The following is a 26,545-nucleotide window of genomic DNA, read 5'->3' on the forward strand; positions in this document are numbered from 1 at the left end:
TTTCGCCTGGCGACCATAGAAGGTTAGAACCACCTGATCCCATCCCGAACTCAGCAGTGAAATGACCGATCGCCGATGGTAGTGTGGGGTCTCCCCATGTGAGAGTAGGTCATCGCCAGGCACCATTCTTACCTAGAGTTCACTCAAGGCTGAAAATCCCGGTTGAGTAATCAACCGGGATTTTTTATGACCTGGAAAAAACTGATGCTTTCCATCGGCACAGGCGCTCAGCAATGAAATGACCGAACCCCGGGCGGCTACAACCGATGTTAGTATCCTTGAAGGAGGGTTAGTTGATCCACGCTTCATCATCATCATCAGAGTTAACTTCACCACCAGTTTCAATATACTGTCTTCTAGTAGTTATGGCATTTTTCAAGAAGGCATTATCATTATCATTATCCTCAGGCGATAAGAAATTTTTCAGGGCAGTAGCTATGTCAACTTCCTTGCTCTCTTGACCAGGTTGTTTAGAGTTTGCTGCGGAACTACCCCACTTTTCACCTTCCGGTGCTTTATCTTGACTTCGATCCTTAGCTGCATTGCTTTTCAAAGCGGATCTATCACTTTTTTTATTCTCAGGTACTTTCTTTAATGGTTTTCCTTTGCGAATATCCTTGAGAACTGCATTTCTTATGTCATCTTGATTTTTGACGCCACTACTGCCTTTCTTGGTCTGGCCTCCTACTGATGGTGGTGGTACTGGTTTGCTACCACCGGTTTGCCCTTTAGCACCAACGCTTTTTGTAGTGTTGCCAGCAGGTAGCGGTGGCGGAGGTGGTGGTGTCGGTACTGATTTACTACCATCGGTTAGGCCTTTATCTCCACCACTTGTTGTGTTTTCAGAAGATGGCGGTTGTGGTGCTGGTCGTGTTGGGCGTGTTGGGCGTTTTGGTGGTGTTTGTTCTTCGGGGCGTGGAGGTATTGGTGGTGTTTGTTCTTCGGGGCGTTGAGGTATTGGTGGTAGTTTATTTCCATTGGGGTGTATTTCAGCGTCCCTGTTCCCTGTAGTGTTGCTGTTACTGGGTATCGGTGGTAATACTTTTTTGGCTTGGAAGGTCTGTGGCTTTTCAGTAGCTGATTCCTGATGCAGGCCTGAGGGAATGTTTGCGTCAATACTGTCTTGAGGTACTTCAGCATCACTTACTGCTGGAGCTTTGTTACTTGAGTCAGCAGAACTGCTACTCAAAGAGTGATTATTGCTTTCATTCATTTCAGCGTCGGGCTTGGCATCAACACCGATGTGATCAGTTTTATTGGTTACTGGCTTTGCATGCAACATTCTCAGTTGTTTTGCTGTGTCAAGCTGTTGCGAAGTAACAGTGCTTTGCACTATATTGGCTTGTCGACGATACTTCTTGGCATTTTTTGTCTCATCCTTCGTGGCTTTTTGATATGCATTACTGGCCAGCTCACAGGCGGTGTGCGCAACAACCAATTGATCATAGGCTTCTTTCTGATCAGAGTTTTCTGTTACTGATTCTTGAACATGATTTTTGAGTTTTTTTATTTCCTTTTCAGGTAACCAGCCCCGTTCCTCAGACACAAGTTTTTTAAAGTGGCTATCAATGCAAGCATGATTGAAGGATTGTAAAGCCAAATTCGAATTGGTATCTGTTGGATCCAGGCTTTGTAGGCTTTCCCATGGTTTGGTTAATTCTACTCCTCTATAAGCAGTCAGGAATGCTTCAGGATGTGTGAGAGTTTCTGGTGTCATATTTTGTTGGTCTTTAAAATATATTTCGACACTGGAATTAAATTGTTTCAGCCTGAAAGTCAATGCTCCATACAGGTTTTTATATTCATTTTGTAGTCTTTTAAAATCATTAAATTTATTAGCTTCTATTTCTTCAAGTTTTTGGATTGTACCTTCTGTTTTTTTTCTTTTACCTTCTAATAAATTTTCATTATCTGCCGTTGCTTTCGCCTGATTTTTTATGATTTGAGAGGCAGTTGTTAGTTTTTCATTAAGTTTTGTAATTATTTTGGGTATTATTTCACGTTGTGCTTTCAAATCTTTTATTTGTACATCGGTACTTTTTACGACTTTGTCAAAATACGTGTCAGATTTTGTAGCAGCTTCTTCCAAGAATGGATATATTATTGATTTTCTTACTTCCATAATTTGATCTGATAAATATTTATTCTCTTTCAGGTTGTTTCTTGCCTTGCACAAAGTCGCTACTTTTTCAACATCTTCGGAAAACATGTCGATCATCGTATCTCTTAATACTTTTCTATGCTTTTTGCATAAGTTGTAATCAATCTTTTTGGCAGCCTTGTACAGACCTTTTACCACTTCACACTTTTGCTTGGTCAATTCAAGGGTATGAGTATTTTCTACACCAGGGTCAATGCTTCTGAGGTGATTTGGCATTTCCTCAACAAGTATTGCCATTTGAGCATTAATTTTTTTAATGAGCGGATCTGTTATTTTGGGTGGCAGGCGATGGTGATCTCCGAGTCTCTGTACTTCCTCGTGTAATTTAAGGAGTTTTTCTCCCGAGTTGCAGGATCTGATTTCATAAGAGAGATATCTCTTAACGTCTGATTGAACAAGCTTCTGGAATTTTTTATGGCTGATAAATTCACAGTCTTTTGGGATTTCGTCAGGAAGCTTCAATATGCTATCAATATGATCAGATGTACTTTGAACTTCTTGTGTTAAAAGTTTGACCCGTCTATTGGTTAAGGATGCTTGAAACTCATGCATTTTTTGACTGCGAGCATATTTTTCTGGATTAATTCGCTCTATTTTAAGGTAATTCTCAATCTTTCGTCCCCACTTGGAAACCAGCTTCCCATGACTATCCAATATTTTACTGTCCTTGCCTGATTCAATTCCAACGTACCTTGCTGGTTTTTGGTCAGGTAATTTTATCTGGTTATAGGAGGGGGGTGATATGCGTTGACTGTCCATGTCTTTATCCACAAATTACAAGTTCATTTGTGAATAATAGCGTACCTTAACTGGATCAATATAAGGGAAACTTTTAATCAAAATAATTTTTTATCTCAGGGCTAAGAGTCATATTTTTGGCAGACTTTATTTGATAAATAACTAATTAAATCAGCAGGTATTCCAATTGAATTGAACAAATAAATGTGGGCTAACGTTGAAGATATATATACCAAGAGTTTAGCCATCATGGAAAACCAACTACAAATAACCATAACCTTCCTGATCTATTTTATTGCCATGCTGGGGGTTGGTTATATTGCCTGGCAGAGAACCCAAAACTCTTCTGACTATTTTCTTGGCGGACGCTCACTGGGGCCGTGGTCGGCGGCATTAAGCGCCGGTGCTTCTGATATGAGTGGGTGGCTATTATTGGGCCTGCCGGGGTATGCGTTTGCGGCTGGTTTTGAGGCGATCTGGCTGGGTCTGGGGCTACTGGGAGGAACCTGGCTGAACTGGCTTCTGGTGGCCCGTCGTTTAAGAATATACAGTGCGGTTGCGAATGACTCTTTGACGCTTCCCGAATTTTTTTCCAACCGTTTCTCCGATCTGAAGTATATCCTGCAACCGGTCAGTGCGGGTTTTATCCTGATTTTTTTTCTTTTTTACACCAGTTCAGGATTGGTAGCCGGTGGCAAACTCTTTGAATCTGTTTTTGGCTTCGACTACCAGCTGGCGGTGATTCTTGGCATGTTGAGTGTGGTCTCCTACACCCTGTTTGGTGGTTTCCTGGCGGTCTGTTGGACCGATCTGGTGCAAGGCCTGCTGATGTCGGCAGCACTGCTGATTGTTCCGGTGACCGTGCTGGAAGTCACCGGTGGTGCCGGGCAGATGCTGACTGATATTAACCAACTGAACCCCCATCTGACCAGCATGTTCACTGATGTTCGGGGGGAAGCGCTTTCTGTTATTACGGTTTTGTCATTATTGGGCTGGGGGCTGGGGTACTTTGGCCAGCCACACATTATGGCGCGTTTTAAAGCGGTGCAGTCCAGTCATCAGCTAACGTTGGCACGGCGTATTGCGGTTTCATGGACTGGAATCTGTATGCTGGGTGCCTTGCTGGTTGGTTTGACCGGAATCATATATACCCAGCGGCAGGGATTGGTATTAGACGACCCGGAAGCTATTTTTATGCTGATGGTGAATACCCTTTTTCACCCGGTCATAGCCGGTATTCTCCTGGCCGCTATTCTGGCTGCCATTATGAGTACCGCAGATTCTCAGTTGCTGGTTTGTTCTACTGCGGTAGCAGAGGATTTTTATCGCAATATGCTGCGTCCAAATGCTACTCAGGGTGAGATGCTGATGGTTGGCCGTATGGCTGTTGTCGGTATAGCGGTACTGGCCACGGTGCTGGCACTAAACCCGGACAGTTCTGTACTGGAGATGGTGTCTTATGCCTGGGCAGGGTTCGGTGCCGCCTTTGGTCCTGCGCTGCTTTTTTCCCTTTACTGGAAGCGAATGAATGGGTTGGGAGCCCTTGCTGGTATTGTTGTGGGAGGGGTAACTGTGGTGGTATGGCGTTCGCTCAGTGGGGGAATTTTTGAAGTTTACGAGATTATTCCCGGTTTTATCGCGGCGTCAGTGGCAATAGTGGTGTTTAGCCTGTTGGGAAAAGCACCTTCTGATGCGGAGTCCGAGACCTTTCAGGAGGTGCAGACACTTGTGAAATCACCATCCCCTGACAATGGATAAGCAGGTTATTGACTAGTTATGGCGCGGATAACGCCAGAAGTTAGGGCTGAAAGGCAGTGTCAGGGTGGTATCCACACCGGCAAGAGAAGCTTCCGGATGATATTTGCTCAGATGGTAGCGCACCCGCTGCTCCTGTTGTCTGGAGACATCCACCATAATCAGATGTTTGCCTTTTACCAGATCATCGTGGAAGCGGGCCGTTTTGTAATTCTCGCGGGTGATCCCTGCCAATCCACCACTCCAGGCACCAAACATGGTAAAGACGCCAGCGACCACCAGAAGGGCGGGTAGCGGGATCTCTATCCCGATTGGGTTCCACCACTCAATCACTGTGGCCGCCAGCAGGCCGACAACACCACCAATGAGGGCTCCCAGTTCTCCGGAGTGAATGACATCGTTTTCCTGCAGCATATTGGCACTGTGAACCTGTTTGTGATACAGGCCAGCTTCGTTTCGGCTTAAAACATGGAGATGCCAGTTGGTGATACCATCCCGGTGCAGGTCTTCAGTAATTTTGGTGACGCTGTCCAGTGAGCCAGTCAGGTAGTAAAGACGTTTCATAATAAACTCCTGCTTTACTGCGCGCAGAATCTAAGAATAGAGTATAGATTATCCGGGAGGCTGCCTGAGAATAGATCACCCCGGTGCTATTCTTGCCAGGGCGTTATTCTAAGGTGGCTTCCCAGAGGCCCACATTGTTTTAGGTGAATTGACGATGAAGCAAATAAAAGTTGCAGTCAGAAAGAAAGGATCCCGAAGCGCTCAGGAATTCAGTGAAGCAGACAATGAGCTGAAGCAGACTCTGGAGCGACTGGCAAAAAAGGGATTGAACCCTATGCAGATGTGCCAGAAGTTGATTGAACACGAGGTGAAGCATCCCGGCGGCGGGGACTGGACCTACGACCGGGTCGTTGAGGAGTGTGAGCGGTTGAAAGTGTGATGCCCCGGCAGACGGTTGGCGAGGTTGCCTGAGCGCAACCTCACCATTTGCCGTTATTTTTTTGTGTCCTTCAGAAGATTCTGGAAGCGGCGCAGCTTCTCTTCCTGAGTCAGCTGAGGGACTGTTTGCGACGGCTCCTGAATAAGCGGGCTGTAATCCAGCGTTGAAGCTTCCACTGCTGTTTCCTGAGGTGTCGCGCGTTCCTGAAGCCAGGCATCCATCACATCAAGGGCCTCTAGCAACCCCTGATGTTCATCCGATACAGCCAGGTCTTCAGCATCCGCCATTTGGTTTATCTTTTTTACCAGGTTACTGCGAATCTGGAGAATTCGTTCCTCCGAGATCTGCTCCCTGTTCTGTTCCAGCCATTGTCTGGCTGACTCTCCGTTGGTGGCCATGGTGAATAGTTACCCGTGCTGATGAAACTGATCAAGGGTTCAGTTCTGCTGAAAGGCATGAATTTCAGCGTTGAAAAAAATGCAATGATAAAAAGTTACGTTGAAAAATTCATCTACTATTACCAACAGTTGGTTATACCCTTAGGGATGTCATGGCTTTTCTCGGTAAATACGATCCAGATACCGGTGGCCAATCTACGTACAATTTCGTTATCTTACGATGTCTTTTTTTTAACGATCTTATTGGCAGGATGTCTTGACCAGTGTAATTCAGGCTCAGTTAGCATTGATGGTGGAACAGTTGGAAAAGCTGTTATCTCAACCTGTGCCTGAAAAGCGGCTGGTCAGAATTGAGCTACCTTTCCCGGCCATTCACCTGCAGGGCTTTCTGGCGGCACAGGACTGCTGTGAAAAAGCGTTCTGGAGAGACCGGGAAGGCGATCATGCTATAGCGGCGCTCGGTTACAGCTGGTCAGAAACATTATCCTGTCGGCAGGACCTGGATTGTGCATTTGCCAGTGCTCACAAAATCCTGAGTCATTTGCCGGAGCCTATGAGCAGTCACTGCCTCTGCTACCTCTCCTTTGCGGATGATGAAGCGTCAATATGGTCTGCTTTTGGTTATGGAAGGGTCATCCTGCCACTGCTGGAACTGGTTCAGACTCGCAAGGGAACGGTGTTGGGTGTGAACCTCAGGTCTGACAATGCTTTGGAATACCATGGCAGTATTCGCAAAGCTCTGGAGATTATCGCAGCACTCAACTGCAGCCAGCAGTTACCCGGGGCTGACTTTACGTTTCAGCTCGCAGGTTACCAGCCAGACGTCAATGTCTGGAACCAACTGGTTGACAAGGCCCGGCAGGCGTTTGCATCGGGCGTGCTGGATAAGGTGGTGTTATCCCGGGAAACGTGTCTGAAACTTGAGGGGCATCTCTCCCCATTCTCATTGCTTTACGCATGGCAGCAGGCGAACCCGCATTCCTATCAGTTCCTGTTTCAGGGGCAGGGGCAAACGTTTTTTGGCTGCTCTCCGGAGCGACTGGTGAAGCGACTGGAAAATATTATTTCTACCGAGGCCCTGGCTGGTACCATTGTCCGCGGTCAGAACCTGCTTGAAGATGCTCAGCTGGCAAGCCTGCTGATGAGCGATGGTAAAAATATCCATGAAAATCGTCTGGTTCTGGATGATATCTGCCATAGGCTGCAACCCCTCTGTCAGTCCCTCGAAGCGGATCGCAGTCACTCGATTGTTAAACTGCGCCATATACAGCATTTGCGTTACCAGATTCGTGGCGTACTGAACCACGACGTGAGTGATCAACAGTTACTGGATATACTTCATCCGACCCCCGCAGTGGGGGGCGTTCCAAGAGAGGACGCATTCTCCTTTATTGCCGCCAACGAACCCTACGCTCGTGGCTTGTATGCCGGTGTGTGTGGGATTGTTGGTGTTCAAAAGAGTGATTTCAGTGTGGCAATTCGCAGCGCCCGTCTGGCTGATAATGCCCTGATGCTCTACTCCGGTGCGGGTATTGTGAAGGACTCGGTGGCCGACGAAGAGTGGTCCGAGCTGGACAATAAAATTGCCACGGTACTGGATATTCTTGATCATCAACAGACCGGTGATATCGCTGTATTTTCGGGTCAGGCAGAGAAACGTGTAGACAGTAACCATGATTATGCAGCGCTCTCTTCACGTACCTGCTGACAACTCTGAAAAGTTCAGAAGCGATGAAAGTAATGTAATACTTTCATTTGTTCTGGTTAGTCGGATACGACATTAGATGAATTATCAATCCCCAATTTCAAGACCTGATCAATTACTTCTTGTGTTAAACAGCCTGAAGCAATTAATCCTGTAATAATTTTGTTTAGTGGTATTCCTTTAGCACGACAAGCGTCAAAACAATGTTCCAGCAGATTGTCATCATCCAGAACGACTTCAGGGAAATCCAACTTTAAGCTGAGGATATCAGCATTTGATCGGAATGCACTCTTGACTTGTTCTTGAAGACAGTTGTTTGCTAATAGAATTTCGATTTGTGAAATAATAGGTTCACTCTTGTTATCTTCCCTGGCAGCATAATAACCTTGACCAACGCTATCATCTCCCTCGTAGAGAGCGAATTGCCAGTTTTCCCATTCTTCTTTCATAAATGTTGTTGGGTTGTTGCTGGAAATTTCAGAAGATTCGCTAAATTCAGGGTTAGTTTCGTACAACCCTACCTCACACTGATAGTCAGTGTTTAACACAGAGATAAACCGACCCATAAGTTCTTTGCTGTTGTCAGGCAGGTCTCCGTAGATCAAAGATAATCTGGAGAACTCTGTTGCAAGCTGTGAGGCAGCCCGATTCTGGAGTGCATTAATGGGATCCTGGTGACTTGTTGGCCTGGTGGCGGATGCACTGGGTGAAGCTGCTTTCCCAGTATCAGGGATACCTTCGTTGTATATTCTATTGATAAGAGTTTCCTGCAAAAGTCCTCTTTTGATCGCAGTCTTAATAAAGGACGTTGCTTCTACAAGACGGGTTTCAAGTATTGTTCTAAATTGGTTAGGGGTGTCATTTTTTAATACTACTGCAATGAGATAATCATTGAAATATTGTGGGTCAATGTCTCGTAAAAAATCTTTCAAAAGATCAGTTCTATGATCAAGAGGTATATCTTTAACGATATCTTCAACAGCATCATATTGCTGGCTATCAACTAAATTTTTTTGCCATTTATTCCAGTCCCAGCGCTCTGGATCAGTAGGATTAGCCAAGTGATAAAGCCCTGGAGTTAACGTGAAGCGTGTTGACGATAAATCGTTCAACCGAATAATGGTTCTGGCAAATAATGATTTTCTGATATCACTGATATTAACGGCATTAGTTTGCACTTGTTCATCGATTACTATAGATTTTTCAATAAAATTTTTGGCCAGTTTATTGATGTCATCACCAATTTCCTTCGGTGAATTACCCATTGATGCTTGATAAGTTGATGCTCTACCGGTAGCAAAAAAAGTTTTATCCACAATAATACACCTCAAAAAATGTTTGACAGAACCTGCCTGCAGAGAATATAAGCAGCCGCTAAAGTAATGGTTTGATAAATAACCCTGTGGAATTAGAGTCTCAAATTGAGAAAAAGTTCATAACCCTATCGACAGCCCATGACTACCGGGCTGGAATCATCTTCGGCAGTTCAGGCCTTTCTTAATGACATGAAAGGTCTGGAAATTCCCACCATCACTGGCTGCTCATGCGGTGAGTTTGTTCATGACAGTTAAAACCAACGACGCAAATATCAACGGCATCTGGTCTGCAGTGCTGATCGAAGAACTGTGGCGACTGGGTATCCGGCATTGCTGTATTGCCCCGGGATCCCGCTCAGCTCCATTGACCTTTGCCGTAGCAGATCATCATGGTATGACCCGCCATATTCATTTCGATGAACGAGGGCTTGGTTTCTTTGCCCTGGGCCTGGCCAAGGCAGCGGGAGAACCGGTGGCTTTGATCACTACGTCAGGCACTGCGGTTGCTAATCTCTACCCGGCGATTATCGAAGCTCACCAGTCGGGTATACCGCTGGTGGTTCTGACGGCTGATCGCCCTCCCGAGTTGATTGACTGTGGTGCAAATCAGGCCATTGATCAGCTGAATATCTTTGGTAACTACACCGGCGCGACGCTGGACTTGCCAACGCCGGACAGGTCCATCTCCCTCCGTTGGCTGCTGGGCAGTATTGATCAGGCGTATGCCCGTTCATCAGCGCTGGGGCTGCCTCTGCATATCAACTGCATGTTTCGGGAGCCGCTCTACCCCCACCAGGAGGAAGCAACGGTTCTTATTGAAAATGACGTCTATCTTGCCAGTATCCAGCAATGGATGGCCTCATTAACGCCTTATACTGAGTACTTTGTACCAGAGTTAACCCGGCTGCCTGATAGTGGTCGCTGGCAGCGTTTTGCCGATGGTAAAGGCCTGATTGTGGCGGGACGGGTGATGCCTGAGACTGACGTTAATATCATTGTGCAGTTATCAGAACGCCTGGGCTGGCCATTAATTGCCGATGTTCAATCACAGCTGCACGGTCACCCGAAAACCATCAGGCATGCTGACCTGTTACTGGCCAGTTCTGCCAGCGAAAGTCTATTCAATAAGGTCGACCGTGTGCTGCAGATTGGCGGTTACCTGACGTCGAAACGATTGGATCAATTTATTGCCCGGCACCATTGGCAGGAATTCTGGATGCTTGACCCTGCACCCAGAAGAGTCGATACAGGACAGCGGCAGAGTGTGCGCCTGGTGGGTAATATTGATTCAGTTTGTCGTCAACTGTTGCTCAACAATGAAGCGATACAGGCTGACAGGGAATGGAGCACACCATTTACAGCCCGGGCAGAAAAGCTTGGTGAATTGCTGAAAAGTCGACGACCAGAGCAGCTTAATGAGCAATGGCTCGGTGCTTCTCTGGGGGAACTGTTACAGCCCGGAAGCAGCCTGTTCCTGGGGAACAGTTTGCCCATTCGCATGGTGGATATCTTCTCAACACACCATTTGCCACGGGTTTATGCCAGCCGTGGCGTCAGTGGCATTGATGGGCTGATTGCTACTGCGGCAGGGTGTGCTGCGGGACATCAGGGGCCAATGGTGTTATTGATCGGGGATATCTCTTTCCTCCATGACCTTAACTCCCTGCAATTGGCGGCACAGTGCAAAACGCCGCTGGTTATTGTGCTGATCAATAACGACGGTGGTGGTATTTTCTATGTGACCACCAAAGGGTGTAGCAATGAGGTTGCCCATGTGACTAATGATTATTTTGTCACACCCCACGGTCTTACAGCAGAGCATGCGGCTGAGATGTTCAGAATTGATTACTCTGCACCGCAATCCATTGATGACTTTACCGCGCAGTTTAATAGAGCCTGCAGTCAGGCTGGCTGCTCCATTATTGAAGTCTTTACTGAATCCGGCCTTGGGGCAAAAAGTATTGAACAGGCCGTCGCTATGGCGAAAACACTGTGAGCCTGTCTTACTACTGCGCTGGTGATGTTCATGCGCCAGTCCTGGTGTTACTGCATGGGTTTCTGGGCAGTGCAAACGACTGGGGCTCCCTGCTGGCACCTCTGCAAGACGACTATTGCCTGATTACTATTGACCTGCCGGGCCACGGCTCAAGCCAGTGGCTGGAGGAAGATAAGCAGGGCGCTGACTACTTCTGCTATCGCCTGGAACAGACGGTTCAAACCATTGAACAGGTGGAAGGCATCAGCCTGAAACGGTTCAACCTGCTGGGCTATTCACTGGGAGGGCGTCTGGCCATGGCGTATACCACTGCTTTCCCGCAGCGAGTGGCGCAGCTGTTACTGGAAGGAGCGCATCCCGGGCTGGTCAGTGAGCAGGAAAGAAGCGATCGTTATCGGTCAGATCTGCAATGGGCCAGACGTTTTACTGAAGAATCAGTGGCTGATGTGCTTTTGGACTGGTATAAACAGCCGGTTTTTTCTGACCTGAATGATAGCCAGATTCGCTCTTTGATTGCTGAGCGATCAAAAGGCAGTGGTTCGATTCTGGCTAATGCCTTGATGGCATTCAGTCTATCGAAGCAGCCAGACTATCGCCGGGCACTTTCCCGGCTCAAGGCTGATTGTCAGCTCAGTCCCGGTTCACCGCTGTCCGTTCATTATTTTTATGGTGAAAATGATCACAAGTTTGGGCAGCTTGGACAGCATTTGCTGACAGAGCATGTGATACACAGTGTCCACCCGGTGACCGGGTGTGGACACAATGTTCATCGGGAGCAACCAGAGGCAATGGCCCGGTTGCTCAGAGAGCTCTTGTGAAGAGCTATAAGGAGTTGGATATGAGCAAGCAGCTGGACTCAGGCGTGATCTGGGAAAACCTCAGCGGTGATTATGAGGACATTCTCTATCACCGGGCAGAGGGTATGGCCAAAATTACCATTAACCGCCCGGAAAAACGCAACGCCTTTCGCCCACAAACCATTGTAGAAATCCAGAAAGCCCTGGAGTCAGCACGTTTTGATGAGTCGGTGGGTGTGGTGATTCTGACCGGTGCCGGAGATCTGGCTTTCTGTTCCGGTGGTGACCAGAGCGTTCGCGGCGATTCTGGCTACAAGGATGATAAAGGAACCCATCATCTGAATGTTCTCGATCTTCAACGTCAGATCAGAACCTGTCCAAAGCCGGTGATTGCCATGGTTGCCGGTTATGCCATCGGTGGTGGTCATGTTCTGCATCTGGTCTGTGATCTGACGATTGCGGCGGATAATGCCCGTTTTGGTCAGACCGGTCCGAAAGTGGGGTCATTTGATGGTGGTTTTGGTGCCAGCTATCTGGCACGTATCGTTGGTCAGAAAAAAGCCCGGGAAATCTGGTTTCTCTGTCGTCAGTACGATGCCAGACAGGCTGAAGATATGGGGCTGGTCAATACCGTTGTGCCTTTGGCAGAGCTGGAGCGGACAACCGTAGAATGGTGTCGTGAGATTTTGCAGCACTCTCCTCTGGCGCTTCGCTGCCTGAAATCCGCCATGAATGCCGACTGCGATGGTCAAACCGGTCTTCAGGAGCTGGCGGGTAATGCGACCCTGCTGTTCTATATGAGCGCAGAGGCACAGGAAGGACGAGATGCTTTCCTGGAAAAACGTCAGCCGGATTTCAGCCGCTTTGGTCGTAATTCCTGAAACCTCTTAACCGATCTATGAAAGACTGTAAGGCCGATATCCTGCGGTATCGGCTACCTTTAAAGCAGCCGTTATGGCTGAAGCGCGCCTGCCTGAATAAGCGGGAAGGGCTGATTTTGCGTTTGCGTATCGGTGACCGGTGGGGTTATGGCGAAATAGCGCCACTGCCCGGGTTTAGCCGTGAGAGTCTTGCCGACGCTGAAGAACAACTTCAGGCTTTCTGTCGGGCCGTTAATGATGGCAAGCCGTTATCTCTCAATAGTCCTTTTCTCACTGATGTTCTGCGGTTACAGCCAATACCGTCAGTCCTGTTTGGTATTGAATCGGCTCTGTGGTGGTTGCAACAGGATCATTGGTTTGTCCCGCCAGAAACCGGACCACTTTTGCAGGGCAGCACCGTGGATATTCTCCAGCGGCTTGCAATGTGGCAGGGAAACTGGCCGACAGAGTTTAAGTTGAAGATAGGCCGAGACTCAATGGAAGACGACTGTGTCAGAATTAACCAGGTTCTGCGGGCTTTGCCAAAGTCCGTCAGCATCAAGCTGGATGCCAATCAGCAATGGACATTGGCGCAAGCCATCAGAGTCGCTGCCTCTATTGATGTTAAGCGAGTTGCTTATATTGAGGAGCCGACCGCTCATGTGGCTGAATTTTCACAACTCTACGAGCAGACCGGGCTTCGCTTTGCCCTGGATGAAACTGTCCAGCTCCCGGAATACCTGCTACAACCCATGCGCGGTCTGGCGGCCATTGTGATCAAGCCGACGCTGGTGGGTGGTTTGGCCCGTTGCAGACAGCTGGTGACAACCGGCAGAAACCTTGGTGTCAGGACTGTTTTCAGTTCTTCTTATGAGTCGTCTATTGGATTGCACATACTGGAGCAGCTCAGCGCTCAGTGGACACCGAAAGAACAACCGGGCCTGGACACCTTATCGGCATTTACCGACAGCCTGACCTCTGAAAAGATGATTGCCGGTCAGCCGGTTGCCATAAATCCCGCTTTTTCAGCGATACAGAGCTGAACAGAACCATAGCAGAACGCCGTTGATGAAAACCATCTTCCCCGAATTGCAATACTGTCCCTTGCGTTATCGAGCCATTCATCAGTCCTCCTGTACAGCGATTCAGCTGGAGGAGGGTGGAGTCACGTTTCGGCTGCTGGATGCATGGGTGGATGATTGTTGTCGTATATACCGGGATAAGGGCATGAGAGCGGGCGGCCGTCTTCTGTTTGTCACCCATAAACCATTGGACACTGTGGTGGTTGCCCTGGCCTGTCTTCGTTCCCAATGGGTTTTCTGCCCGGTAAACCCGGCGTTTCCGGAAGCGCAAATGTCGGGATATCGTGAACGTATTGGAGCTGCGCTGGTGGCAGACAGTGCGGGTATCGATTTTCATCGACGGATTACTCACATGCGGCCACAATCGGAGAGCAGGCTTCAGCCCATTAAGATCCATGCTGAAGCCGTTTACGACCTGATCGCCACCTCTGGAACGACGGGTATCCCAAAGGCGGTAGCGCACAGTTATAAAAATCATTATTTCAGTGCCCTGGGCTCAATGCATACCTTGCCATTAACCTATGGTGATACCTGGCTGTTATCCTTGCCGCTGTTTCATGTGGGCGGATTGGCCATTGTTATGCGTTGCCTGCTGGCTGGTACCACAATGGTGCTGTTTGAACGTCGGTTGTCGCTGGATGACATGCTGACCAGACAGCGATTGACCCATCTTTCCCTGGTGAATACCCAATTGTTCAGGCTGCTGCAGTCCGGGTTATCACTCTACGATTCAGGCGTACGTTATATTCTGCTGGGCGGAGGCGTTGCTTCCCCGAGGCTGGTGGAGGCGGTAAAAGCACAGGGTGTAACTGTTCTGACCACCTATGGTCTGACCGAGATGGCCTCCCAGGTGTGTACCGGAGAGCCACTGTTTACCGGAAGTGGTGTTACTTCCGGAGCGGTATTGCCATGGCGTGAGGTTCGTTTAACAGAGGAAGGCGAGATTCAGGTGCGTGGCGACACTCTGGCCAAAGGGTATTTTCAACATGGCGAGATTACGCCATTACCGGGTACCCGTGGCTGGTTTAATACCGGTGACAAAGGGTGTTGGCACGGTGACCAGTTACAGGTATGTGGTCGTATGGATAATATGTTGATCTCAGGGGGGGAGAATATTCATCCTGAAGAGATTGAACAGGCTTTGCTGACCTTCCCGGACATTGTCCAGGCGGTGGTCGTTGCCATAACGGATCCTGAATATGGGCAGCGCCCTGTTGCTTATGTTCAGACTGTGGACGGTACCCTGAATGAACCATTTACAAAAGAGAGGTTGGCAGGCAAGATAGCTAAATTCAAAGTGCCGGTACATATTCGTTTATTTCCTGAGCACATAGCAGAATCAGGGATCAAGATTAATCGCCGTTTTTTTCAGGCACTTTTGGAATAATACGACGATACAGGCAGATTTCTGCCAACAATGTACTAGACTAGGTTCAACAAACTTAGCCAAACCAAATTGCAAGGCTCAATTGGTTTGAATTTAGCAGTCAGACGTTGAAGTTAGAATAATATGAAAAATAACCCCATTAGCTACAACGCTTCCAGCGCCCCGACCTCTTTTGATGAGGCGTTGTCGCATAATTCCCCGGTTAGGGCTTTTCTTGCTGTAAAATTACCTCTTGAACTTGCTGCAACGCTGCATAAGAAAGCCATTCATCGAGCCGGTGAAGGTCATGTTCACGATTTGCGCTGGGTAGCTCCCCAGCAGCAGCACGTTACTCTTAAATTCCTGGGCAATAGCTCCCCCCAACAGTTACAGCAGTTAATTAGCAACCTTGAAAATGATCTGGCTGATTACCATACCTTTGACAGTATGACCGGTTGCTTTCGTTTCTTTCCAACTGGGCGAAACCCGCGGGTGCTGGCCCTGGAGATGCATTCAGGACAGGAGTTAAAACGGCTTGCTGATATTTGTGAGCAGGCGGCGGTACAGTCAGGCTTCAGTGCTGAAACCCGGAATTTCCGCCCCCACGTAACCCTGGGGCGTTTTAAACGACCAAGGTATATCACCCATAGTCAGTATTTTAACCTTCCCAGTTTCCGGATGACGGTAGGTGAAGTGGTATTAATGGAAAGTGAGAGCACTGCAATGGGAACGCGATATAAATCTCTCCACGCTTTCCCGTTGCTACCTCTTGCTATCAGCGCATAAGGAACTGCCATTGAATAACTTTGACATTTCAATAAGCGTTGCCCGAAAAAGACAGGCCGCTTTTGCGGGCAGCGGGAAGCGACCTTAACAAGTCTCAGTCAAATTCCGGGACAATCCCTTAATAGATACTGGCTTAAGTGTTGATACTTATTTTTTGGCTTTTTCTTGATAAGTATCAAGTCGGTTTTTTGTTCAGCGTGCTATGCTGCGCAAAAACTACTGGATAATTCTCTATGGAATTGGTGTGTCCTGCCGGTAACCTTCCTTCCCTGAAAGCCGCTGTCGATAATGGTGCTGATGCCGTATACATCGGCTTTCGCGATGAAACCAATGCCCGGCATTTTGCCGGTCTGAATTTTTCTGATCAGCGGGCCATGAAGGCACTGGATTACGTTGATAAAAATCCCCGAGGAAAAAAGGTTCGGCTTTTTGTTGCGGTAAACACTTATGCCCAGGCGACCAACTGGCACCGCTGGAAAAAAGCAGTGGATATGTGTGCCGACTTCGGTGTCGATGCCCTGATTGCTGCCGATATCAGCGTGCTGGACTATGCCAGCAAGCGATACCCCAATCTTAATCTTCATCTTTCCGTTCAGGCTTCTGCCACCAATCAGGCCAGCCTGTCTTTTTATCATGATCATTTTGGTATCAAACGCGCAGTATTGCCCAGGGTGCTGTCGTTAAAACAGGTTGAGCGACTGGCTCAGAAAAGCCCGGTGGAACTGGAAGTGTTTGCCTTTGGCAGTCTTTGTATTATGGCCGAAGGGCGCTGCATTCTCTCTTCTTATGTGACAGGGGAGTCGCCCAATACCGCCGGTGCCTGCTCTCCCGCATCCGCTGTGCGCTGGCAGACAACGGCCAATGGGATGGAAACCCGACTGGGAGGTTTGTTGATCGACCGTTTTGATCACCATGAGCAGGCCGGTTATCCAACCCTCTGCAAGGGGCGCTTTACGGTGAATGATCAGGTCAGTCATGCCATTGAAGAGCCCACCAGCCTCAATACACTGGATCTGATTCCTCAGCTTTATCAGTCTGGCATCAGTGCGGTGAAAATTGAGGGCCGCCAGCGAAGCCCGGCCTATGTTGCCGAAGTGGTGAGAATCTGGCGGGAAGCGCTGGACCATTACCAGTCCAATCCTGATAGTTTTACCACGAATGAGCGCTGGATGGCTGGCCTTTCCCGTTTGTCTGAAGGTAGCCAGACTACACTGGGTGCCTATAACCGGCCATGGCAGTGATGTTGGCTGCTTGACACTCTCTTTTGATTTAAACCACAAAGACACGAGCCATAAAGGTTTACATGCTTTGCTTTCTTTATGGCTGGCAGATCGCGTTTTCGGGTAATGCCCGGCGCAGACAGGGAATAAACTATGCAAATTACCCTTGGCCCATTACTGTTCTTCTGGCCTAAACAAGATGTTATGGCGTTTTACGAGAAAGTAGCCGAATCCGCCTTTGAACGCGTCTACCTGGGAGAAGTCGTCTGCTCGAAAAGACGTGAGCTGAAGCTGGATGACTGGTTAGCCATTGCCAGGTTATTGCAGGCTAAAGGCAAAGAAGTCGTTCTATCGACACTGACGCTGATTGAAGCTGAGTCTGAACTGGCCCGGGTGAGTAAGGTCTGTGAGAACGGAGAGTTTGCTGTAGAAGCCAATGATATGGCTGCTGTCCATTATCTATCAAAAGCGGGCATCCCTTTTATTACCGGCCCTTCGGTGAACCTGTACAGTGCTGAAGCATTGCAGGTTCTGCATGGTACCGGTTTAAAACGCTGGGTTTTGCCGGTTGAACTCTCTTTTGATCACCTTAAGTTGATTATGGGGCGTTTGCCAGAGCTGGGCATTCATGATCTGGAAACCGAGGTATTCAGCTATGGCTATCTACCTCTGGCCTACTCGGCCCGCTGTTTTACCGCCCGTACCCACGATCTGAGCAAAGACAGCTGTGAGTTCAGCTGTATTAAGTCATCATCAGGTATTCCCCTGGCGACCCAGGAAGGTGATGCGCTGTTTACCATCAACGGTATTCAGACACTGTCTGGCAGTTGTCATAATATTCTGGATCAGTGGCAGGCAATGGCGAGTGCAGGGGTTAAGGCTATGCGCCTTTCCGGGCATTCGGAAGATATTCTGAAAGTGGGTGATGAATTGGCGCAGGCAATGGCGTTGAGTAGTAAGGTCATTGCTTCTGATATTCAACAATGTAATGGCTATTGGTCAGGAAAGCCCGGAATAGCCCATTGAGTAACAGGGAACAATGATAGAATCCTCTTAAAATCTACTCAACAGCGGGCACTGAACGCCTGAGGTAAACTTCCTACCGGGATACTTGCTGATTTTATTGACCTTCTTGATATACGGCCCCAATCTTGGAGAGCCTCATACAAAGTCGATGGGGCGTGGGCTTTATGAATTAAGGGCTAACGGCCCTGAAGGTGACAGTCTTTGGGCACCCGAGGAGTTGAGAAAATTCTTTGCCTCTGATCCTGTGATCACTGCCGGACCTCAACAGTAAGCAAAAAAAACCGCTGTCCGCTTCAGACAGCGGTTTTTGGTTCACTTAATGGCTAAATGCATTGAGTAAAAGTCTCCTATTGAGGAGTACGATAGTTTTTACTTTATCAGGAGATAAAATATTTGAACTTTCCTCTAAACCATTACTCATAAAATTCATTTTTTGCGCCATCGGGGGAATGCATCCCGGGGATTTCCGGCAGAGACTGCAGGTGATTGGCAGGAAAATGATTCAGCTGTTGTTGCTGTTGCAGGAATTGAACCACAGCCTGATGGCCCTTTTGCTCAGCGATGGAAAGTACATCCGTATTGTTGACCGGGTGTGAATAGTGAATATTGGCACCCTGTTGATACAGGTACATAACGGTATCCAGACAACCACTCTCTGCTGCACTCCAGAGTGCGCTGCCATGCATCCGGGACTCTACATTAACGTCAGCCCCCAGCTCAACAAGATACTTCACCACATCAATATCGCCTCTTTGGGCTGCATTCCATAGGGGTTTAGAAATGTCAGGCCTGGGGGCAGCACTAAAATGGGTCTCGAATACGCCGAGCAGGTACTTTATGGCGTTCAGCTGGCCTTGAAGGGACGCTTGAATAATTGCCCCTGAAACGTGTGACGGATTGATACCCTGGCGGATTGCGTTCTCTTCAAACAGGTATTCCAATACGGGGCAATGGCCTCCCAAGGCGGCCGCATTGAGCAAGCTACTCGCATCAATTTTTGCAGATTTATGAACCAGAAGTTTGACCAGCTCAAGGTGTCCCTTCCATGCTGCATTAACGATAGGCGTAATGTACTCAGCGTTGGCGTTAACATCTGCGCCTTTTTCCAGCAGGTATTCCACCATCTCCCGAAAACCCTCCCCCGCTGCGCTATGGATAGGGGTATTTGAGCCTTTAGCACTGGCATTGACGCTGACGCCCCTGTCAAGCAGGTATGCCGCGCTATCAATTCTACCAGTGCTGGCCGCCCAATAGATGGGCGAATCCTTGCCTCTATTACCGGCAAGTCTTGCGCCCTTGCTGTGCAGGAATTTGGCCAGTTCAAAGTGCCCCCGGGCGAAGGCCTGACACAGAGGGGATTGTTGGTCTCGGCAGTTGGCTTCAATATCTGCACCCTTGTCAAGTAGCCACGCCACCGCTTCGATGGAGCCGCTGCGGGCCGCTGAAGAGATCGGGGAATTGTAACCCCTCCCATTAATGTTGATGGTTGACCTGTTGGCAATGTAATCCATGATCACCACTTTGCCACCCTCAGCAGCTTGCTGGAACAGAGTGGCGCTGAGGCGGGGGTTGTTGATAGTCAGATTCAGGCGGCCGAGCAAAAACTTTAACAGTGGCAAATTGCCAGAATAAGCAGCTGCCTCAAGGGGATGCGGGTTTTTCTCGGAATAGGTATTACCACAGCGGGCGTTGATGTCCGCCCCCTGATCAAGCAGATATTTGACCATGTCAAGTTTGCCACTGCGACAGGCAGCCCAGATTAAGGTATTTTTACCGGTTTCGTCATGGCTATTGTTTGCGCCTCGCTCAAGCAGTAACCTGACCAGCTCAAAATGGCCATTGATTGCTGCGGCATAAACCGGGGTAAGCTGACCGGTACTGTGGTTATCAATGTCCTCGCCCTGATTGAGCAGATACTCCATTACCCTGGTCGATCCCAGTCTGGCGGATTTGTGAATCAGGGCATCCTTGCCCCGGGAACCGATTTGCAGATGGGCACCGTTCTCCTTTAGAAACACCACCAGATCCTGATGGCCAGCATGAATGGCCCAATACAGTGGTGATAACAAACCTGTTGTGCTGCCAGCTTGTATATCTGCATCATATTCAAGCAGAACCTTGACTATCTCCTGAAATCCTAAAAAGGCCGCCATCGTCAGAGGTGAACAGTGAGGGTTGCTGGCATCCGGGTGTGCCCCCTTGGACAGCAGATGTTTTACCACTTCAAGCTTGCCGACCCTGACGGCCAGCCAAAGTGGGGTGCACGGCACCCCCAGCTTGACAGCCTTGGCCAGGTGGGCGATTGTCGAGGGGGCTACCCTGTTAATGTTGACAGGTTGTTGCTGCAATCTTGCAATCTGGCTGGAGAGGTTGCAATTAACACCAGCACCTTGTTGAAGCAATGCTGAAATGGCTTGGATTTCTCCATTCAGGATGCCTGATACCAATTGCCATTGCCAGTTTTCCGGCAGGGGCCGTGGATTGAGAGGTTCTGATGGCGCGATGGTTCTTTCCGTCAGGGCATTGGATGGGGCAGAGCTGTTGTGGGCATGGGAAGCTTCTTTTGGCAAGGAAGGAAGAACAGGAACCGACGACGTATCTGGGGTATCAAGGCGTGGCCTTTTGCTGATGATTGCTCTCTGGCCACCAGGGCTGGAAACTGTACCATGCATTTTGTTATTCCAATACAGATTTCAATAATTTTTATTTGACAATGATTTTTCTTTTTTTATCCCTTATCCCCCATCCCCCGGACGCAGAGAAAAAGAAAAACGGTGACAGGTCTTGAATCTTGAATGTGTTCAAAAAGAAAGACCAGCTCCCAGTTTTTTGACCCCAGTTTTTTTCAGTTTCGGGCTCCTTGGTTTTGCGTCAACGGGCTCCTTGGTTTTGCTTCAAGAAGAAAGACCATATATGACCCCAGCTTTTGTTTCCTCAGCTTTTGCTCTGCCTGAGTAAGTGCAGAATGGCGGTGGTTTTACCAGAGCCCAGGAAGCCGGTGATCAAATTGGTAGAAATTTTTTTCTTCATTGAAAAAAAATGCAATTTTCAGGAACTGAAACTGGAAAATAGTATCGTGAATTATAAATGTAAGTGAATAAATTGGTTGTTATGTCTGCAAGTTGGCTTTTTACAAAAAAGCTTTCATTTTTAATGCTATCTTAACTGCTCAGAAGCTTATTGATCAACCTGGCGTTTCTGATCACGGGTTCCTGAAACCAAAACAGGACTTTTAACAATGATTAACACCGGTGTGGAATCTGGAAGTTGTTTCCTCAGGCATCGCTCACCATGCGCGGGTGGTGAGTGGAGAGATACTGGAGGGGCTTTTGGGAGGAAAATAACATTAAAGACAGGTGTAGAAGCCCAAGCTGCTGTAAAAGAGATTGAGGTGCAAAGTGATATAGAAACAGAGCTTTTTTCAAAGAAAATCATCTATAGAACCGTTGATAGACTGCAAGGACAAAAAATAAAACCCGCCTTTCGAGAAAAACTGGATGAATTTAAAAAAGATCTTCATGTTTTTGATGATAATCTGGCCGATCTTGTGGGGAATAAGCTCCGGCCTTTCCGAATTACAATGATGCCAAATGAAGATAATGGTAAAAAATACAAAGAGGCGATGAAGGCTGCTGTTGATGATGTTATTGCTGATATTAGAGGCACCTATGAAGAGTGGGTCGTTGAAGGTCTCGAAACGGTATCCTCCGATATTGATGAGTTAGATTCTTATTTCTTTGCACTCATGCTGCAACGAATAGATGAGGGGCGGCAGAGCCTGCCAGATGAGGATAGTTTTTTTGTCAATCCTGAGCTGATTCACAAGTATCCGGAAAAATATCAGATACAGCGTATAGGAATGCAAGTAAGCCAATGGTTGTTTGGCGTAGGGATCGTTTGGGCAAGCTCATACTCCCCGGGGTATAGAGGGGCTATGCAGATGGATAAAGGAGATACCAGCGACCTCTTTAATTATCTGATAAGTAAAGCAATGAACCGGTACAATATCAGTCAGGATGAAGCTGTTAGAAGCATTCTATCTCGGCCGGAATTCGTCACGTCGTTAAATGATGGTGATGAGCCTAAATTCGACGGATCTATTCTGGGGAATTTTGAAGGAGGTGGAAAAGTCCTTTATATGTCAGCAATAGCATTAGCAAATCGATTTCATCTTAGTGAATATGCGGGTATGGCAACGGCCATGTTTTTAGTAAGAGTCAAAAGAGCTGTTTGCTCCATGCCTGAATGTTTTTCTCAGGTTTTTTATCGTCATGTTGGTCGATAAACAATTCGTCAGTTTATTCTGCTAAATGGAAATCCCTGTGGTCAAAAGGAAAAAGGCCCAATACTAGCTTATTTATTAATGTTTCCGAAGTTCCACTCATTGGAGTCAGAAATCTGGGGTAATATATTGTCCGCCCCGCATTGCAAGGAAAAGTTTTCCATCATTACTAAAGAGTAATGCTTCCATTCTCTTAATAAAGAGACCGGCCTTTGGGGTGAGGTCTCAATGCCTCTGGCCCTGATGGAATCCGCTCACGTTTAATAGTTTAATGACTATGTTCATGCTGCTGCCTTGTATGGCTCTTTCTTGGTTAATACAGCCCAGGCAATGCGAGCATAGGCGTTACATCATAATGATGTCCTACTAAACTCATTCTATTTTGGCTCATTTGAAGCCGTTTTGGGAGCGGGGCGGACCATTCCATTAGGTCTTGATTGCGACAGGTGACGCCTGAGAATGTGGGAGGTTCTGTGAACTGAAATCATTCGTTTAAATCCAGTGGGTTCGACTCCCACCCGGTAAAGATTAACCATCAGCCGGAAGCGAATCCATAAGTGACCGGATGGTAGTCTCAGTTTTCTCCATGTAGTGTTTTGCAACGTCGATTGACTCAAGCGCAACGCCTTGGCACGCTCGGGTAACATGCGGAAAGCGCGGTGCTCAATCGGATTATATTTTGAGCAATAAGCTGGAAAGTGGGCTGTCCGAATTTTTATCTGGAAGTCTTGCATATGGAGCAATCGGGATACTGTATCCTTGTTTGCGGGTGTCCCAAGCTCTGTCATCATTCGCCTGACCAACCCTGTATTGTCACTTGAAAACGACCTCGATTGTCATCGATTGCAATATGCCTTCCCTGCATATAAAGGCGATATTCACAATTTGTAAACAAATCAACCCTATGCTAAAGTTCACAATAAGTAAATTTTGAGACCGCTATGCACGTTATCTCCAGGAAGCCGTTTCACGATGCGGCCAAGAAATACCCTAACGATGCAGCTGCCATTGATGCCGCTTATAAAGCATTGCGAAACGGTGACTTTAGCAGCCCGCAAGAATTGAAGGCCCTGTTTCCAAGCCTGGATAATTTTAAATACAAGGATAAGTGGTGGATTATTGATATTGGTGGTAATAACCTGCGACTCATTGCCTTTATCGAATATAGAGACAACCGAATTTACGTGAAGCATATTGTCTCTCATTTGGAGTACGACAAGTTATGCAAAAAGTACCTGAAGGAGGCTGGTTCATGAGATATGCCAATTTAAAAGAAAAGGCACTGGACTTTTTTGCAGAGGCTCGTTTCATCAGTCGCATCCACAATGAGTCTGAGTATGAGCAAGCTCTGGAATTAATGGATGAACTGATTGAAGATTATGACCAATACCTGCCATTGATTGAGGTGCTTTCTATCGCTATTGGAAAATGGGAAAAAGAATCCGCAGAGTTTTCTGAGTTTAACCGACGCATCGAAGCACTTGATGATGGTGTCGCTATTCTTCGGACGTTGATGGATCAGTACCACTTAAAGGCAGATGATCTTAAAACCGAATTAGGCAGTAAAAGCCTGGTATCGATGATCTTAAACGGCTCAAGAAACCTGACCAGAGATCATATTCAGGCTCTGTCCGAGCGATTCAGGATTTCACCGTCTGTGTTCTTTCACAAAACCTGAGCGGTTTCCACAAGGCGTTACATCAAAGTACGCTTTAAATTGTTTCTGGCTCCGAGTGCTGTAACATCATTTTTACCTCCTTCTCGCGATCTTTGAGGACAAGATTGCTCAACTTTTCCCAGACTTATGAGGTTTGCGGTGGCAGATTTTGATTGTGACAGGCGAAGCCTGAGAATGTTTGTCTGGCGGTTAATCAAGGAATGTTTCAGCGCCAATCAGGGGAAGTAGTTTCAGGATCGCTTCTTTCTATAGCCTCTGATTCCGGTCTGCCAGCTCAGAGACTATGGTAAACATCTGATTCCTTAATTGAACTGCTGGCCTGCATCAGGCATCTGTTTTTTGTCGTTCATAGACTTCGACCCGGAGTTGCTCTCTGGCCTCAAAGAGCGAATCTTTGAGGGTTTCTATCTGCTCTTGCTGATCCTCCTGACTTAAACCTTCTGCTGACAGGATATGATTTCTCTGAATCAGGTACTGGTCGATCCGGGACTGCCAGACAGCCCGGTCTTTTCCCAGCTGCTCAAAACGCTCTGCTGCCTCGTAGCCAAACATCTCTATTTTGAGGGATCGAATTTCACTTTCGTCGGCTCCGGTCTGCTTTAAATCCGCTGTTCTGCGATGTAATTCATCAATGATCTGAACCTCCCTTCTGGCTTCGATCATTTCCTGTGGGGCACTTGCGTCAATCTGCTCAAGTTGATACTGCTTTTCCTGATCGCTGAGGGAGCCATCGTTCAATACGTTCATTTTGGCAAAGGTATATTGATCGTATCGTTCTTCCTTGCCATAGAAAGCTTCACGGACCTCTCTGGACAAATAGATGGATTTCAGCCGGTCGATGTCTGCAAATTGCGCTCCTAACAAAGAAAGGTAGAGCGTTTTATCAAATCCGCTACCATCAGCCGCTAATGTCTGAAGAGAGGGAGAGCGTTCCAGCTTCAACCGGTACAAGGCGAGTTTTAAGTCGATATAACTGTTCAGAATCGCCCTGGCCTCAGACAGTGCCGGTTCAGTCAGTGAGTTTGTCAGGTATTCATTGATTCTGCCAAGAATGATTTCAATCGGTTCCTCTTCTATGGCAGAGAGAAAGTAGTCGAAGATCTGCCTGATATCACTGGAAATGATCAGGTGTCCATTATCGTCTACAGCCAGACGTCCCATAACCGTGGTGTCCTGAAGTGTATCGGGCAAGGCTCCGAAGCTGGACATATAAACCGCTGAACTATTTGTTGATGTCTTTTCCAGAGCATTGGGTGAGGACTGATCAGAGATGACGGGTAGGAGTGCCTGAGGCTTACTATCTGTTTCAGCGATTTGTTTATAGACGACTACGCCAATACAAGACAAGAAACAGATAAAACAGGATATTTTGAGTTGTCTGCGTCGTGATGCTTTCATGAATTATCTGCCTCTACCGTTTGGAGAAGACCTTTCATAGATCTTCTCCTGATGACACCTTGCTTTTATAAGCCAGCTGTTTTCAAGCGTACAGCGTGGTTTTCATAAAGGGTAACCGGATCGGTTTCAAAAAGATGGTGAATACCAAAAAGATGATTGATAGCATCCAAATGATTCAGACTGTAATCAGTCCCAATGACTTTGCCCCAGTGCTGACTGCATTGGCCGACCAGACCATCATCATTGTTGCCGCTGATGCCTGTGCTGGTCAGCATCAGGAAGGCGTCTGAAATATCCAAAACGTTGGTTACGGCATCATTGCCTCCCCAGGAGTAATAATGCACTCCATTCACTTCCTGTGCGCCCTGGCCACAAGATGAGGATGGCATGCCGTCGGGAAACTTTTTGTTGAACTCTGCTGCACCGGCTGTCGTCATGAATGTGACCGAATCCAGGGCATCTTGCGGATTCTCAGGGTTGCCGGCAAGAAAGTCGGTTATGTGACCCATCAGCTCAAGAGCCTGAGCTATAAAAGCTTCTGTGTTCCCGCCCATCGGTACCAGGCCCCGGGCCACATCGGCAAACTCCGAGCCAAAGTTGACGGCGCTTATGGTGGTTACAGAGGCTACCAGGTCAGGCCTGACACCCGCTGCGTAACGGACAGTGGGTCCACCAAGGCTGTGCCCTGTCAGATTGAATTTTTCGGCACCGGTGGCGGCTTGCAAATCTTCCAGATAGGTCACAAGCTGCTCTCCCCTGACATAGGCGTCTTCCCAGGCAGAGAGGTTGGGGCTGTAGACTTCGGCACCTCTCTCCTTGAGAGCACTGTGAACACCGTAAAAGTAATCAATGCCCAGAATGGAGTCGAACCCGGCTACACCATGCACCAGAACAATAGGGTGTTTGGTTTTGTAGGCGTCACAGTCTTGCCAGAACATACAGGCTGCATTGGCCTGTGTGCTTAATAGAGCGCTAAATGTCAGTGCTGTCCAGAGGAGTTTTCTTATTATTGTGTTCGTCATGTCAATCTCAAATTTT

23 protein-coding genes and 1 rRNA gene are annotated in these 26,545 nt (G+C 47.7%); 15 read left to right on the top strand and 9 right to left on the bottom strand.

The annotated features are described in order from the left end of the window. Positions 1–5 precede the first annotated feature (5 nt). A 5S ribosomal RNA gene (gene rrf / locus J7438_RS18025) occupies positions 6–121 on the top strand. Positions 122–289: 168 nt separating this feature from the next. Here the strand turns inward: rrf and J7438_RS18030 are convergent. Next, positions 290–2,932: a WH2 domain-containing protein gene (locus tag J7438_RS18030; RefSeq protein WP_209277647.1), complete on the bottom strand. Its 2,643-nt coding sequence runs from the start codon at positions 2,930–2,932 to the stop codon at positions 290–292. A 213-nt stretch (positions 2,933–3,145) separates the two neighbouring features. Here J7438_RS18030 and putP point away from each other — a divergent pair, with 213 nt between their 5' ends. Continuing rightward, entirely contained in the window at positions 3,146–4,657 is a 1,512-nt protein-coding gene (gene putP / locus J7438_RS18035; protein ID WP_353620157.1) for a sodium/proline symporter PutP, read from the top strand. 12 nt (positions 4,658–4,669) lie between these two features. On the opposite strand, the gene J7438_RS18040 is transcribed toward putP, so the two are convergent. After that, positions 4,670–5,218 (bottom strand): hypothetical protein, encoded by a 549-nt coding sequence (locus J7438_RS18040; RefSeq protein WP_209203948.1) that lies wholly within the window; start codon positions 5,216–5,218, stop codon positions 4,670–4,672. Between the two features lie 154 nt (positions 5,219–5,372). Between J7438_RS18040 and J7438_RS18045 the strand changes: the two genes are divergently transcribed. Beyond that, positions 5,373–5,597, top strand: a complete 225-nt coding sequence (locus tag J7438_RS18045) for a hypothetical protein (protein WP_101749297.1) — start codon at positions 5,373–5,375, stop codon at positions 5,595–5,597. Between the two features lie 53 nt (positions 5,598–5,650). On the opposite strand, the gene J7438_RS18050 is transcribed toward J7438_RS18045, so the two are convergent. Beyond that, on the bottom strand, positions 5,651–5,995 hold the full coding sequence (locus tag J7438_RS18050) for a hypothetical protein (RefSeq protein WP_209277649.1): 345 nt from the start codon (positions 5,993–5,995) through the stop codon (positions 5,651–5,653). A gap of 256 nt (positions 5,996–6,251) precedes the next feature. Here J7438_RS18050 and J7438_RS18055 point away from each other — a divergent pair, with 256 nt between their 5' ends. Continuing rightward, positions 6,252–7,703 carry an isochorismate synthase gene (locus tag J7438_RS18055; RefSeq protein WP_209277650.1) on the top strand — a complete coding sequence of 484 codons (1,452 nt, stop codon included), beginning with the start codon at positions 6,252–6,254 and terminating at the stop codon, positions 7,701–7,703. Between the two features lie 56 nt (positions 7,704–7,759). Here the strand turns inward: J7438_RS18055 and J7438_RS18060 are convergent, their stop codons facing one another. Further along, positions 7,760–9,016, bottom strand: coding sequence for a hypothetical protein (locus J7438_RS18060; RefSeq protein WP_209277651.1), 1,257 nt, complete (start codon positions 9,014–9,016; stop codon positions 7,760–7,762). 244 nt (positions 9,017–9,260) lie between these two features. Here J7438_RS18060 and menD point away from each other — a divergent pair, with 244 nt between their 5' ends. From menD to J7438_RS18100, 8 genes are all read left to right on the top strand, one after another. Continuing rightward, complete coding sequence (gene menD, locus J7438_RS18065) at positions 9,261–11,012, top strand: 2-succinyl-5-enolpyruvyl-6-hydroxy-3-cyclohexene-1-carboxylic-acid synthase (protein ID WP_209277652.1); 1,752 nt, start codon at positions 9,261–9,263, stop codon at positions 11,010–11,012. Beyond that, positions 11,009–11,830 carry a 2-succinyl-6-hydroxy-2,4-cyclohexadiene-1-carboxylate synthase gene (gene menH / locus J7438_RS18070; protein ID WP_209277653.1) on the top strand — a complete coding sequence of 274 codons (822 nt, stop codon included), beginning with the start codon at positions 11,009–11,011 and terminating at the stop codon, positions 11,828–11,830. Before menD ends, menH begins: the two co-directional genes overlap by 4 nt. A gap of 20 nt (positions 11,831–11,850) precedes the next feature. Then, positions 11,851–12,690 (top strand): 1,4-dihydroxy-2-naphthoyl-CoA synthase, encoded by an 840-nt coding sequence (menB, locus tag J7438_RS18075; RefSeq protein WP_101747640.1) that lies wholly within the window; start codon positions 11,851–11,853, stop codon positions 12,688–12,690. Between the two features lie 17 nt (positions 12,691–12,707). Beyond that, complete coding sequence (gene menC, locus J7438_RS18080; RefSeq protein WP_209277654.1) at positions 12,708–13,712, top strand: o-succinylbenzoate synthase; 1,005 nt, start codon at positions 12,708–12,710, stop codon at positions 13,710–13,712. Positions 13,713–13,737: 25 nt separating this feature from the next. Continuing rightward, a complete protein-coding gene (menE, locus tag J7438_RS18085; protein ID WP_209277655.1) occupies positions 13,738–15,138 on the top strand; it encodes an o-succinylbenzoate--CoA ligase in 1,401 nt (466 codons plus the stop codon). A gap of 123 nt (positions 15,139–15,261) precedes the next feature. Next, positions 15,262–15,903, top strand: a complete 642-nt coding sequence (gene thpR / locus J7438_RS18090; RefSeq protein WP_209277656.1) for an RNA 2',3'-cyclic phosphodiesterase — start codon at positions 15,262–15,264, stop codon at positions 15,901–15,903. 233 nt (positions 15,904–16,136) lie between these two features. Then, positions 16,137–17,144 carry a ubiquinone anaerobic biosynthesis protein UbiU gene (gene ubiU, locus J7438_RS18095; RefSeq protein ID WP_209203939.1) on the top strand — a complete coding sequence of 336 codons (1,008 nt, stop codon included), beginning with the start codon at positions 16,137–16,139 and terminating at the stop codon, positions 17,142–17,144. 132 nt (positions 17,145–17,276) lie between these two features. Continuing rightward, complete coding sequence (locus J7438_RS18100) at positions 17,277–18,149, top strand: U32 family peptidase (protein ID WP_209277657.1); 873 nt, start codon at positions 17,277–17,279, stop codon at positions 18,147–18,149. Positions 18,150–18,562: 413 nt separating this feature from the next. On the opposite strand, the gene J7438_RS18105 is transcribed toward J7438_RS18100, so the two are convergent. Both J7438_RS18105 and J7438_RS28405 read right to left on the bottom strand, forming a co-directional pair. Next, positions 18,563–20,821 carry an ankyrin repeat domain-containing protein gene (locus J7438_RS18105; RefSeq protein WP_209277658.1) on the bottom strand — a complete coding sequence of 753 codons (2,259 nt, stop codon included), beginning with the start codon at positions 20,819–20,821 and terminating at the stop codon, positions 18,563–18,565. Positions 20,822–21,083: 262 nt separating this feature from the next. After that, positions 21,084–21,179, bottom strand: a complete 96-nt coding sequence (locus J7438_RS28405; RefSeq protein ID WP_353620156.1) for a GTP-binding protein — start codon at positions 21,177–21,179, stop codon at positions 21,084–21,086. Positions 21,180–21,387: 208 nt separating this feature from the next. Between J7438_RS28405 and J7438_RS18115 the strand changes: the two genes are divergently transcribed. Then, entirely contained in the window at positions 21,388–22,434 is a 1,047-nt protein-coding gene (locus J7438_RS18115; protein WP_209277659.1) for a hypothetical protein, read from the top strand. A 374-nt stretch (positions 22,435–22,808) separates the two neighbouring features. On the opposite strand, the gene J7438_RS28410 is transcribed toward J7438_RS18115, so the two are convergent. Beyond that, positions 22,809–23,222, bottom strand: a complete 414-nt coding sequence (locus tag J7438_RS28410; protein WP_209203934.1) for an ISAzo13-like element transposase-related protein — start codon at positions 23,220–23,222, stop codon at positions 22,809–22,811. A 150-nt stretch (positions 23,223–23,372) separates the two neighbouring features. Here J7438_RS28410 and J7438_RS18125 point away from each other — a divergent pair, with 150 nt between their 5' ends. Beyond that, the gene (locus tag J7438_RS18125; RefSeq protein ID WP_209277660.1) at positions 23,373–23,687 is read left to right on the top strand and encodes a type II toxin-antitoxin system HigB family toxin; all 315 of its coding nucleotides are present in this window, start codon (positions 23,373–23,375) and stop codon (positions 23,685–23,687) included. Next, positions 23,684–24,109: a helix-turn-helix domain-containing protein gene (locus J7438_RS18130; RefSeq protein ID WP_209277661.1), complete on the top strand. Its 426-nt coding sequence runs from the start codon at positions 23,684–23,686 to the stop codon at positions 24,107–24,109. The genes J7438_RS18125 and J7438_RS18130 overlap by 4 nt, the downstream gene beginning before the upstream one ends. Before the next feature lie 324 nt (positions 24,110–24,433). On the opposite strand, the gene J7438_RS18135 is transcribed toward J7438_RS18130, so the two are convergent. Together J7438_RS18135 and J7438_RS18140 are read right to left on the bottom strand one after the other, a co-directional pair. Further along, on the bottom strand, positions 24,434–25,507 hold the full coding sequence (locus J7438_RS18135) for a lipase secretion chaperone (RefSeq protein WP_209277662.1): 1,074 nt from the start codon (positions 25,505–25,507) through the stop codon (positions 24,434–24,436). 65 nt (positions 25,508–25,572) lie between these two features. Next, positions 25,573–26,445 carry an esterase/lipase family protein gene (locus J7438_RS18140; protein ID WP_209277663.1) on the bottom strand — a complete coding sequence of 291 codons (873 nt, stop codon included), beginning with the start codon at positions 26,443–26,445 and terminating at the stop codon, positions 25,573–25,575. Positions 26,446–26,545: the final 100 nt, after the last annotated feature.

Origin of the sequence: Thalassotalea sp. G20_0 (assembly GCF_017744175.1) — a bacterium.
Taxonomy (GTDB): domain Bacteria; phylum Pseudomonadota; class Gammaproteobacteria; order Pseudomonadales; family Endozoicomonadaceae; genus Endozoicomonas.

What these genes read in the sequence shown, in the direction of transcription:
- J7438_RS18040 (WP_209203948.1), bottom strand. Translation starts at nt 5,218, where the DNA reads ATGAAACGTCTTTACTACCTGACTGGCTCACTGGACAGCGTCACCAAA.
- J7438_RS18045 (WP_101749297.1), top strand. Translation starts at nt 5,373, where the DNA reads ATGAAGCAAATAAAAGTTGCAGTCAGAAAGAAAGGATCCCGAAGCGCT.
- J7438_RS18050 (WP_209277649.1), bottom strand. Translation starts at nt 5,995, where the DNA reads ATGGCCACCAACGGAGAGTCAGCCAGACAATGGCTGGAACAGAACAGG.
- menD (WP_209277652.1), top strand. Translation starts at nt 9,261, where the DNA reads ATGACAGTTAAAACCAACGACGCAAATATCAACGGCATCTGGTCTGCA.
- menB (WP_101747640.1), top strand. Translation starts at nt 11,851, where the DNA reads ATGAGCAAGCAGCTGGACTCAGGCGTGATCTGGGAAAACCTCAGCGGT.
- menC (WP_209277654.1), top strand. Translation starts at nt 12,708, where the DNA reads ATGAAAGACTGTAAGGCCGATATCCTGCGGTATCGGCTACCTTTAAAG.
- menE (WP_209277655.1), top strand. Translation starts at nt 13,738, where the DNA reads ATGAAAACCATCTTCCCCGAATTGCAATACTGTCCCTTGCGTTATCGA.
- thpR (WP_209277656.1), top strand. Translation starts at nt 15,262, where the DNA reads ATGAAAAATAACCCCATTAGCTACAACGCTTCCAGCGCCCCGACCTCT.
- ubiU (WP_209203939.1), top strand. Translation starts at nt 16,137, where the DNA reads ATGGAATTGGTGTGTCCTGCCGGTAACCTTCCTTCCCTGAAAGCCGCT.
- J7438_RS18100 (WP_209277657.1), top strand. Translation starts at nt 17,277, where the DNA reads ATGCAAATTACCCTTGGCCCATTACTGTTCTTCTGGCCTAAACAAGAT.
- J7438_RS18105 (WP_209277658.1), bottom strand. Translation starts at nt 20,821, where the DNA reads ATGCATGGTACAGTTTCCAGCCCTGGTGGCCAGAGAGCAATCATCAGC.
- J7438_RS28405 (WP_353620156.1), bottom strand. Translation starts at nt 21,179, where the DNA reads ATGAAGAAAAAAATTTCTACCAATTTGATCACCGGCTTCCTGGGCTCT.
- J7438_RS18115 (WP_209277659.1), top strand. Translation starts at nt 21,388, where the DNA reads ATGATTAACACCGGTGTGGAATCTGGAAGTTGTTTCCTCAGGCATCGC.
- J7438_RS28410 (WP_209203934.1), bottom strand. Translation starts at nt 23,222, where the DNA reads ATGATGACAGAGCTTGGGACACCCGCAAACAAGGATACAGTATCCCGA.
- J7438_RS18125 (WP_209277660.1), top strand. Translation starts at nt 23,373, where the DNA reads ATGCACGTTATCTCCAGGAAGCCGTTTCACGATGCGGCCAAGAAATAC.
- J7438_RS18130 (WP_209277661.1), top strand. Translation starts at nt 23,684, where the DNA reads ATGAGATATGCCAATTTAAAAGAAAAGGCACTGGACTTTTTTGCAGAG.
- J7438_RS18135 (WP_209277662.1), bottom strand. Translation starts at nt 25,507, where the DNA reads ATGAAAGCATCACGACGCAGACAACTCAAAATATCCTGTTTTATCTGT.
- J7438_RS18140 (WP_209277663.1), bottom strand. Translation starts at nt 26,445, where the DNA reads ATGTTCTGGCAAGACTGTGACGCCTACAAAACCAAACACCCTATTGTT.